The 9,247-nt window shown below is 48.7% G+C and carries 7 protein-coding genes, 2 tRNA genes, 2 rRNA genes and 1 other annotated feature; of the genes, 1 reads left to right on the forward strand and 10 read right to left on the reverse strand.

The window, feature by feature from the left end; translation table 11 throughout:
- Positions 1–317 precede the first annotated feature (317 nt).
- The 8 genes from A4E54_RS03895 to A4E54_RS03930 form a co-directional block, all read right to left on the reverse strand.
- Positions 318–411: transfer RNA gene (locus tag A4E54_RS03895), tRNA-Ser, on the reverse strand.
- 36 nt (positions 412–447) lie between these two features.
- Positions 448–538, reverse strand: a tRNA-Ser gene (locus A4E54_RS03900).
- Between the two features lie 90 nt (positions 539–628).
- On the reverse strand, positions 629–1,897 hold the full coding sequence (gene serS / locus A4E54_RS03905; RefSeq protein ID WP_240084361.1) for a serine--tRNA ligase: 1,269 nt from the start codon (positions 1,895–1,897) through the stop codon (positions 629–631).
- A gap of 225 nt (positions 1,898–2,122) precedes the next feature.
- Complete coding sequence (gene serA / locus A4E54_RS03910; protein ID WP_286724528.1) at positions 2,123–3,706, reverse strand: phosphoglycerate dehydrogenase; 1,584 nt, start codon at positions 3,704–3,706, stop codon at positions 2,123–2,125.
- Between the two features lie 2 nt (positions 3,707–3,708).
- Entirely contained in the window at positions 3,709–4,860 is a 1,152-nt protein-coding gene (locus A4E54_RS03915; RefSeq protein WP_240084363.1) for a pyridoxal-phosphate-dependent aminotransferase family protein, read from the reverse strand.
- 65 nt (positions 4,861–4,925) lie between these two features.
- Positions 4,926–5,150 (reverse strand) — a binding site (T-box leader).
- A 64-nt stretch (positions 5,151–5,214) separates the two neighbouring features.
- The gene (gene pdxT, locus A4E54_RS03920) at positions 5,215–5,781 is read right to left on the reverse strand and encodes a pyridoxal 5'-phosphate synthase glutaminase subunit PdxT (RefSeq protein WP_248286048.1); all 567 of its coding nucleotides are present in this window, start codon (positions 5,779–5,781) and stop codon (positions 5,215–5,217) included.
- A 32-nt stretch (positions 5,782–5,813) separates the two neighbouring features.
- Positions 5,814–6,698, reverse strand: coding sequence for a pyridoxal 5'-phosphate synthase lyase subunit PdxS (gene pdxS, locus A4E54_RS03925; protein ID WP_240084364.1), 885 nt, complete (start codon positions 6,696–6,698; stop codon positions 5,814–5,816).
- A gap of 83 nt (positions 6,699–6,781) precedes the next feature.
- Entirely contained in the window at positions 6,782–6,910 is a 129-nt protein-coding gene (locus tag A4E54_RS03930; RefSeq protein ID WP_282442371.1) for a hypothetical protein, read from the reverse strand.
- 655 nt (positions 6,911–7,565) lie between these two features.
- On the opposite strand from A4E54_RS03930, the gene A4E54_RS03935 reads away from it, so the two are divergent.
- Complete coding sequence (locus A4E54_RS03935; RefSeq protein WP_240084365.1) at positions 7,566–8,090, forward strand: FmdE family protein; 525 nt, start codon at positions 7,566–7,568, stop codon at positions 8,088–8,090.
- A gap of 311 nt (positions 8,091–8,401) precedes the next feature.
- On the opposite strand, the gene rrf is transcribed toward A4E54_RS03935, so the two are convergent.
- Together rrf and A4E54_RS03945 are read right to left on the reverse strand one after the other, a co-directional pair.
- A 5S ribosomal RNA gene (gene rrf, locus A4E54_RS03940) occupies positions 8,402–8,516 on the reverse strand.
- Between the two features lie 67 nt (positions 8,517–8,583).
- Positions 8,584–9,247 (reverse strand): 23S ribosomal RNA (locus tag A4E54_RS03945); the annotation flags it as partial.

Raw genomic sequence — 9,247 nt, forward strand, 5'->3', positions numbered from 1 at the left:
AAAATGGGCTTCCCTTACATAGGCGTTTGTCGGGAGTAGTCCAATAGTCAGCGCCGTTGTCATAACGTTTTGCCACTATCGCGTCAACATCAGATTGATATTGTTTTGCTATTGCCATTGTTATCCAACCTCTTTAATTTATCGACTACCTTTCTCATTTTAATCCTATTATCTAATCACGTATTCCTCGCTGCCTCTTTGGCATAGCAGTAAAATTAGATTTATTTTCATATGCATACTACAATACTACATAATACATGCATAAGAAAAGCTGTCGCCCACTCCTATGTTTGGTTCAACAGCTTTCAACAGGATATTGGCGGAGAGTGAGGGATTCGAACCCTCGAGACAGTTTAACACCGTCTACTCGCTTAGCAGGCGAGCGCCTTCAGCCAACTCGGCCAACTCTCCACAATATTTCCTTCTTCTTTACAATTCACGATATCATGGCGGAGGGGGTGGGATTCGAACCCACGGGACCCGCAAAAGGACCAACGGTTTTCAAGACCGCCTCCTTAAACCGCTCGGACACCCCTCCGTTCAATCCCGCCATCTGCCGGTTTATACACATGATAACGTACTAATAAGTTTATCATAGATGAAATTATGTGTCAATTTAAGAATGATGTCAATAAATTCTGGACAACCCGCCCATGTAAGGCCTCAACACTTCCGGCACGGTTACTGAACCGTCGGATTCCTGGTAATTTTCCAGGATGGCGGCCACTGTGCGGCCGACCGCCAGGCCTGAGCCATTTAAAGTATGCGCCAATTCAGCTTTCCCTTTATCGTTCCGAAAGCGGATCCCTGCCCGCCTGGCCTGGTAGTCTTCAAAATTACTACAGGAAGAAATCTCTTTATAATCCTGATAACTGGGCAGCCAAACTTCGATATCATAAGTTTTCGCAGAAGAAAAGCCCAAGTCGCCCGCGCAGAGAACAACCACACGGTAAGGCAGGCCCAGCAACTGCAGGACTCTTTCCGCATTAGCCGTTAGTTTCTCCAGTTCGTCGTAGGAATGCTCGGGACGGCAGAATTTTACCAATTCAACCTTGTTGAACTGGTGCTGGCGGATTAATCCGCGTGTGTCCCGGCCGGCCGCCCCCGCCTCAGCCCTGAAGCAGGCGCTATAGGCGCAATGATATATAGGCAACTTTTCGCCGTCGAGAATTTCGTTACGGTAAAGGTTGGTCACAGGCACTTCCGCGGTTGGGATCAGGTAATAGTCAGTACCTTCAATTTTGAACATATCCTCGGCAAATTTTGGCAGTTGCCCGGTACCCACCATACTGTCCCGGTTCACCATAAATGGCGGAAATATCTCCACATAGTTATGCTCAGCGGTATGCAAATCCAGCATATAGCTGATCACTGAACGTTCCAGCCGGGAACCGGAACCTTTATAGAAGCTGAACCTGGCGCCGGTGACCTTGCCGCCCCGCTCAAAATCAATGATATCCAGAGCCTCGCCGATTTCCCAGTGCGGTCTGGGTGAAAAATCAAAGTTCCTGGGTTCGCCCCAAGTGCGCACCACCGGGTTATCCGCTTCGGAGCTGCCGGCCGGCACCGATTCATGCGGCACGTTGGGGATGTTCAGCAGGATAATTTGCAGTTTTTCCTCAATGACTTTAATCTCTTCATCTCTTTCCTTTATCTGTTGTGAAAGCTCTTTCATTTCCAGAATCATATCTTTGGTTTCTTTGCCGGCCTTCTTCAAACGCCCGATTTCCTCGGACACAATGTTGCGCCTGCTTTTCATCTGTTCCACGATAAACAGTTTGTCCCGGCGCTGTTCGTCCAGGTCAAGAAAATCATCCAGGGAAACCGGAGAGCCTCGTTTAGCAAGAGCTTCCCGCACCAGCTCGGGATTGCCGCGAACAAATTTTAAATCAAGCATTACCTCTCCCCCAGTTGAAATCATAAAATATAGTTATGTAAAATATTAGTCGTAGTATTATACTATAACGGTAATAGTTTGTAAAATAATTCGGCAGTCAAAATTCAGGAGTCGGAATTCTGAATTTTCAAGGCTGATTCCTGAGCAGTTGAATAAGTCAATATAAAGGCGCCCCTTTTGAGGCGCCGTCTAATATATAAATTCTTAGCAACTGGTTAGAGAATTTTATAAACTTACGTTTTTCACACCCTGCACCCCGTCGATTTTAGATATTTCCGCCAGGGTTTCCTCAGGTACGGGAGTATCAACATTCAAGAGCATTACCGCTTTGCCTCCAATAGACTTGCGGCCTACCTGCATGCCGGATATGTTAATGTCATGCGCCCCAATCAGGTTGGCTACCGGGCCGATGATCTTCGGCTTGTCGGCATGTGGAACATAAAGCATGTGCCCCTCAGGCACCGCATCCACGTGGTAGCCGTCAATGAACACAAACCGCGGGTCGGTGCCACCGAAAATAGTCCCGGCCACTGAAATCTCATCTTTGCCCGAAACAACCTTGACTGTTATTAGATTGGCGTAATCGCCTTCTTCACCGGCCTGCTGCTGAACCACATTGATGCCGCGATCTTTGGCCAGGGTCGGGGCGTTAACAAAGTTGACCATTTCCTGCAGGATGGTATCCAGGAAGCCTTTTAATACTGCCGTGGTAATGGGGGCGACCTCCTGACCCGCCAGATCTCCGCTGTATCTGATTTCAATCTTATCGGTCCGCCCGCTCGCCAACTGGGCCACAAATTTGCCCATTTTTTCCGCCAGGGTCAGGTAAGGCTTGACAACCGCCATTACTTTCGGACTCAAGGATGGAATATTAACAGCATTCTTCACAATGTCACCTTTAAGGGCCGCCACAATCTCCAGCGCCACGTCAAAGGCCACGTTGAGCTGGGCTTCCTCGGTAGAAGCGCCCAGGTGCGGGGTACCAATGAAATTGTTTAATTCGAAAAGCGGGCTCTCCGTGGTAGGCTCTTTTTCAAATACGTCCAGCGCCGCCCCGGCGACTTTGCCCGACTTCATCGCCGCGTACAACGCTTGCTCATCAACCACGCCGCCTCTGGCGCAGTTAACTATCCGCACCCCGTCTTTCATCAGGCTGAAGGCTTTCTCCCCGACGATATATCTGGATTCCTTGGTCAACGGCAGGTGATTGGTAATAAAGTCGGCTTGTTTAAATAACTCTTCCAGCGGGAGCAACTGTATTCCGAGACTCTCAGCTTTTTCCTCGCTGATATACGGATCGTAGGCGATAACTTTCATCTCCATGCCCTGAGCGCGTTTCGCCACAGCCGACCCGATCCGGCCCAATCCGATGACACCTAAAACTTTATCCCTGAATTCAACACCCATAAAGGATTTCTTGTCCCACTTGCCGGAACGCAGAGTTGCCCATGCCTGTGGAATATTGCGGGTAAGCGCCAGCATCATGGCCATGGTATGCTCGGCTGCGGCAATGGTATTGCCGTCCGGGGCGTTCACCACAAGTACTCCTTTTGCTGTGGCGGCAGCCACGTCGATATTGTCGATACCAACACCCGCGCGCCCCACGATGATCATCCTGGAGGCGTGCTCCAGCACCCGGGCGGTGACTTTTGTGGCGCTCCGCACGATCATGGCGTCGTATTCACCGATAATACCAACCAACTCATCCTCGGACATTTTTTCCCCGATAACCACTTCGATATCCGGTTCGCGTCTGAGAGCGGTCAAGCCGATTTCAGCAACACCGTCCATAACCAGAACTTTTTTCATCCTTATTCCACCTTTCCCAAGAATACTTCCTGAGCCGCCTTCACACCCGAACCAAGCTTAACAGGATAGCCGACTTGCGCCAGTGCCATTTCCAGCGCGCTGACGGCAATCATAATATCCATTTTATCAGCAAAGCCCATATGAGCTATCCGGAAAATTTTCCCTTTCAATTTTCCCTGGCCGCCGGCAAAAGCGATCCCATACTGTTTTTTCAGTACCTTGCGAATATCGTCAGCGCCGATGCCTTCCGGGCTCCAGATGGCTGTGAGCGCGTTGGACGCGCAGCGGTCTTCAGAAAGCAGCTTTAATCCCAAGGCTTTGGCGGCAGCCCGCGTAGCCTTGGCCAGCAGAGCATGGCGCGCGTAAACATTGTCCATGCCTTCCGCCAGCATCATGTCCAGGGCGGCATCCAGCCCCAAGAACATCGACACGCCGGGTGTGTAAGCGGTATTCCACTTATCATATACTTTCTTGGCCGCCAGGAGGCTGAAATAAAACCGTGGCGACTGGTTTTCATTGACTACCCGCCAGGCTTTTTCACTGACGGTAACCATAGACAGGCCGGGCGGCAACATAAGCGCTTTCTGAGAAGCCGTGCACAGGATGTCGACACTCCACTCATCTGTTTTATGTTCAATAGCGCCAATGCCGCTAACACCGTCGACCAGCAGCAGGGCGGGCGTTTTAGATACAAGCGCGGCAATTCCCGCAATATCGTTTTTTACACCGGTAGAAGTCTCGTTCTGGGTCGCCAGGACAACTTTATAGCCGGAATTAGCGGCTAGTTTTTCCTCAACGACCTTTAAATCAACATCATTGCCCCAGCCAAAATCCACCTCGTCAATCTGAGCGCCGTATGCCTTGGCGATATTTGCAAAGCGCTCGCCGAAATTCCCGGTAATCAAGGCCAATACTTTATCGCCGGGGTTTATTGTGTTGGCGATGGCCGTCTCCAGCGCGCCGGTACCGGAATTAGTCAATACAAAGATGTCGTTATTGGTTTGAAAAACTTTCTTTAATTTTCCAACAATCTGCTCATGCAATTTGGCAAAATCATCGGACCTGTGGCCTATGAGAGGTTGCGACATGGCGGCAACCACTGTTGGCGGTACAGGTGTGGGACCAGGAATCATTAAATATTTTTTGTCTTGCATTTGAAGCTCTCCCCTCTCTCATTTTAAATTTAACTTTAAAATATTAAAACCCCTCATCCCCAAAAAACAGGGACGAGAGGTTAATCCCGCGGTGCCACCCTTTTTGGCCTGAATAATTCCAGCCCTCTTGAGCTTGTGATAACGGGAACTTACCCGGGTTTACCTACTACTGCTTTCAGTAAACCTCCTCCAGGGAGCCTGTTTCATCATGCCGTTCTTACCGGTTCACAGCCACCACCGGCTCTCTGAAAAGGATACAGCTGATTACTTTACCCCTTCACAGGGTTATTATTAACTTATTAATTAAATATACTATATCCGATCTCAATTTACAATATCAAAAATATTGTTGAATTATAAACAATTTTCTATAAAATAGCGGTGGAGCCTCAAATCTGCGGTCAGCTCAGGATGAAAAGCCGCCGCCATAAAATTTCCCTGACGGGCTAGCACTATCTTCTCTTCATATTTCGCCAGCACTTGAACACTTCTGCCGACACTTGTAATATATGGGGCGCGGATAAAAACGGCCCGGTATGGTCGCGTTCCCAAAACAGGTATATCCAAATCAGCTTCGAAACTGTCAACCTGCCGCCCGAAGGCATTGCGCTCCACCGATATGTCCATCAAATTAAGGCGGGCCTGCCGGGAACCGTTGATTTCCTTAGCCAACATGATCAGCCCGGCACAGGTGCCGAATACCGGCAAACCATCTTCGCTCATTCTTGTGATGGGCTCAAAAAGTCCGAATTCGTTCATCAGCTTTCCTATGGTTGTGCTCTCGCCGCCAGGTATGATCAACGCTGATATACCATCAAGCTGCGTGTTCTTTCTGATTTGCGTCGACTCTACTCCACATTCCGCAAGGATTTTCTGGTGTTCCCTGAAAGCTCCCTGCAGGGCCAGAACACCTATTCGCATAATATACTAAACTTCCTTCCACGATATTTTTTCTACCAGCCGCGGTCTTGCATGCGATATTCAGGAGAAATAGTGGCTATCTCCACACCCGGCATCGCTTCGCCCAGGTTCTTCGAGACTTCCGCCAGCATGCCGGGATCGCTGTAATGTGTAGTTGCGGCTACAATAGCCTTGGCCCTAGCCGCCGGCTCATTTGACTTAAATATCCCGGAACCCACAAATATCCCGTCACAACCCAACTGCATCATCAAGGCGGCGTCAGCCGGAGTGGCTATTCCGCCTGCCGCGAAATTCACCACCGGGAGACTGCCTGTTTCGGCTACCTGCAGCACTAACTCGTAAGGCGCGCCCATTTCTTTTGCCGCAGCCATCAGTTCCTCTTTAGGCATGTTCTGCAGCCTGCGCATTTCACCCATAACCATCCGCATGTGGCGCACAGCTTCCACCACGTTGCCGGTCCCCGGTTCGCCCTTTGTACGGATCATTGCCGCTCCTTCGCCAATCCGCCTCAATGCTTCACCCAGGTTTCTGGCGCCACAAACAAAAGGCACCTTAAAAGCATTTTTATTTATGTGGTGGTTCTCGTCAGCCGGTGTTAAAACTTCGCTCTCATCAATGTAATCCACTCCAAGAGACTCAAGAATCTGCGCTTCCACAAAGTGGCCGATACGCACTTTTGCCATTACCGGAATAGTAACAGCTTCCATTATTTTTAAAATAACGGTGGGCTCAGCCATCCTGGCCACTCCCCCGGCAGCCCGTATATCAGCCGGTACCCGCTCAAGCGCCATTACCGCGCAGGCGCCCGCTTCCTCCGCTATTTTTGCCTGCTCCGGGGTGGTGACATCCATAATCACGCCACCCTTCAACATCTCAGCCAAACCTTTTTTAACCAACCAGGTTCCTTTTTCTGCCACTATAATGCCCCCAATACTACTTCTTGTTAGCTATCAAATAATTTTACAATATACTATCCATAAAAACAAGATCGGACAGATTTTTAAAGCTGAAGATACCGCCCGACAACCGGCTCTATGAGCTGGAATGTTTTATTCAGCAACGCTCCGGCTGCAAAAGAAAGGCACAAAACAATCATAAAAACAAAAATTAGCCGCCAAATCATTTTCATGGTCGGCCACCTCTCAAGGGTTTATATGTAAATAATACCATATAATGTCAACTTTTATTTTCTTTGATTTATTCCACTATTTTACTGAATTATTCCTATTTTCGTTCAATTGCTATAGATTGTTGAAATATGACCGTGTTCGAAAAGCTTTTGGGGGTAGTCGGCCCGGGGTTATCCTCCGCTCTCTCCGCAATTTTTATGATACTCAAATAGCATCGTTTTATCAACCGCCGCGTACCAGGCTGCCATGCGCTGCCTACGCGTCTACTCGGGCTTTTCTGCATGCCTGCACGCGCTATAAACCGCACCCAGTGCTCCGCGCCGCTCCGGACAAACTCCCGGTCCGGGCAAGTCAAGCCTTTTCGAACACTGCTGCTAGTCTTAAGCAATAAAGAAAGGGGATAAACCTTCTTATGAGGAAGCCCCCCAATAAAGAAAGGGACATACCTTTTTTCAAAAATAAAGTACCCTTGATAAAACGTTTGACATTTTAACACTTCTTTATTATTCTGTACAAAGAAACAAAACCAAGAAGGTTTGGAAAAGCTCTGCTGTTAATCAACTATCAAAAAGAAGCTATTATTATAAACAAACTATGAAGGGATGCTGTAAGGAACAGCTCTTTTCGTGGTTTTATTTTTTAAAGGAGGGCAATATGAACAAGAAATTATGGGAAAAATCAGTGGCGTTTCATGGACATGAATGCCCGGGACTCGCCATAGGCTTCAAGGCTTGTGAAGCAGCGATGGAAAAAATGGGGATTGCATTCTCAAAAGATGAAGAAATCGTATGTGTTACCGAAAACGATGCCTGTGGAGTAGATGCGATTCAAGTTATCACAGGCTGCACATTAGGAAAAGGCAACCTTCTTTACAAAGGCACGGGCAAAATGGCTTTCAGTTTTTTCAGCCGGTCCGATGGTAATAGTCTCAGAATGATTGCCAAGCCTTTTAATGATGAAATGGACCGCCGGCAGCGCCAGGAGTATATATTGAATTCGCCGGCGGATGAAATTTTTAATTTCAACAAACCAAATTTCAATCTGCCGGAAACAGCAAGAATGTTTGCCACAGTAGTTTGTGAACACTGCGGCGAAGGCGTACCGGAACATAAAATAAGAATGAATGACGGCAAAAAGGTATGTCTTGACTGCTTCAAGGATTATTCCAGAGGCTGGTAAACTATGAATATTGCGTAACAGCATGTGATGCCGCAGGGAAAACAACAGACTGTTTGTACCGAAAGGTTTGAATTTAAAAGGAGACGGGGAAATTTGAAGCGGACCCTATCAGTTATGGCTAAGGATTTCGGTGGATTTAAGAAACTGGTTCTGCGGTAAATTTAAACTTATGGCAGTAATTCATAAAAATAAAGGGACATACCCTTGTAAATTACTTTGGAAAAGAACCCGGCACCAAGCCAAATAGCCGAATAAGAGACTGGAAACATAAAACCTCACGGTGTTTTTTCACCGTGAGGCTTTTAAAAATTCTCTGGCAGCGTCCTACTCTCCCAGGGGCAAGCCCCAAGTACCATCGGCTCAGGAGGGCTTAACTGCCGTGTTCGGTATGGGAACGGGTGTACCCCCTCCGATATTGCCACCAGAAACTTTATCCGTTTAAATATTACTTCTGGCGTTCCTTCAAAACTGTACAGTGTAGTTGAACAAGTTTTAGGTCAAGCCCTCGACCTATTAGTACCGGTCAGCTAAACTCATTGCTGAGCTTACACACCCGGCCTATCTACCTGGTTGTCTGCCAGGGGTCTTACTAGCTTATGCTATGGGAAACCTCATCTCGAGGGGGGCTTCGCGCTTAGATGCTTTCAGCGCTTATCCCGTCCAGACTTAGATACCCAGCGCTACCGTTGGCACGATAACTGGTACACCAGTGGTCTGTCCATCCCGGTCCTCTCGTACTAGGGACAGCTCCTCTCAAGTTTCCTGCGCCTGCGACGGATAGGGACCGAACTGTCTCACGACGTTCTGAACCCAGCTCACGTACCGCTTTAATGGGCGAACAGCCCAACCCTTGGGACCTACTACAGCCCCAGGATGCGATGAGCCGACATCGAGGTGCCAAACCTCCCCGTCGATGTGGACTCTTGGGGGAGATAAGCCTGTTATCCCCGGGGTAGCTTTTATCCGTTGAGCGACGGCTCTTCCACTCGATACCGCCGGATCACTAAGCCCGACTTTCGTCCCAGCTCGACCTGTACGTCTCGCTGTCAAGCTCCCTTCTGCCTTTACACTCTAACGCGCGATTTCCAACCGCGCTGAGGGAACCTTTGGGCGCCTCCGTTACTCTTTGGGAGGCGACCGCCCCAGTCAAACTGCCC

The organism is Pelotomaculum sp. PtaB.Bin117, from assembly GCF_002067195.1.
Classification (GTDB): domain Bacteria; phylum Bacillota; class Desulfotomaculia; order Desulfotomaculales; family Pelotomaculaceae; genus Pelotomaculum_D; species Pelotomaculum_D terephthalicicum.

Excerpts from the sequence above, each read along its gene's own strand:
- serS (WP_240084361.1), bottom strand. The coding sequence starts at position 1,897 with ATGCTTGATTTAAAATTTGTTCGCGGCAATCCCGAGCTGGTGCGGGAA.
- serA (WP_286724528.1), bottom strand. The coding sequence starts at position 3,706 with ATGAAAAAAGTTCTGGTTATGGACGGTGTTGCTGAAATCGGCTTGACC.
- A4E54_RS03915 (WP_240084363.1), bottom strand. The coding sequence starts at position 4,860 with ATGCAAGACAAAAAATATTTAATGATTCCTGGTCCCACACCTGTACCG.
- pdxT (WP_248286048.1), bottom strand. The coding sequence starts at position 5,781 with ATGCGAATAGGTGTTCTGGCCCTGCAGGGAGCTTTCAGGGAACACCAG.
- A4E54_RS03930 (WP_282442371.1), bottom strand. The coding sequence starts at position 6,910 with ATGAAAATGATTTGGCGGCTAATTTTTGTTTTTATGATTGTTTTGTGC.
- A4E54_RS03935 (WP_240084365.1), top strand. The coding sequence starts at position 7,566 with ATGAACAAGAAATTATGGGAAAAATCAGTGGCGTTTCATGGACATGAA.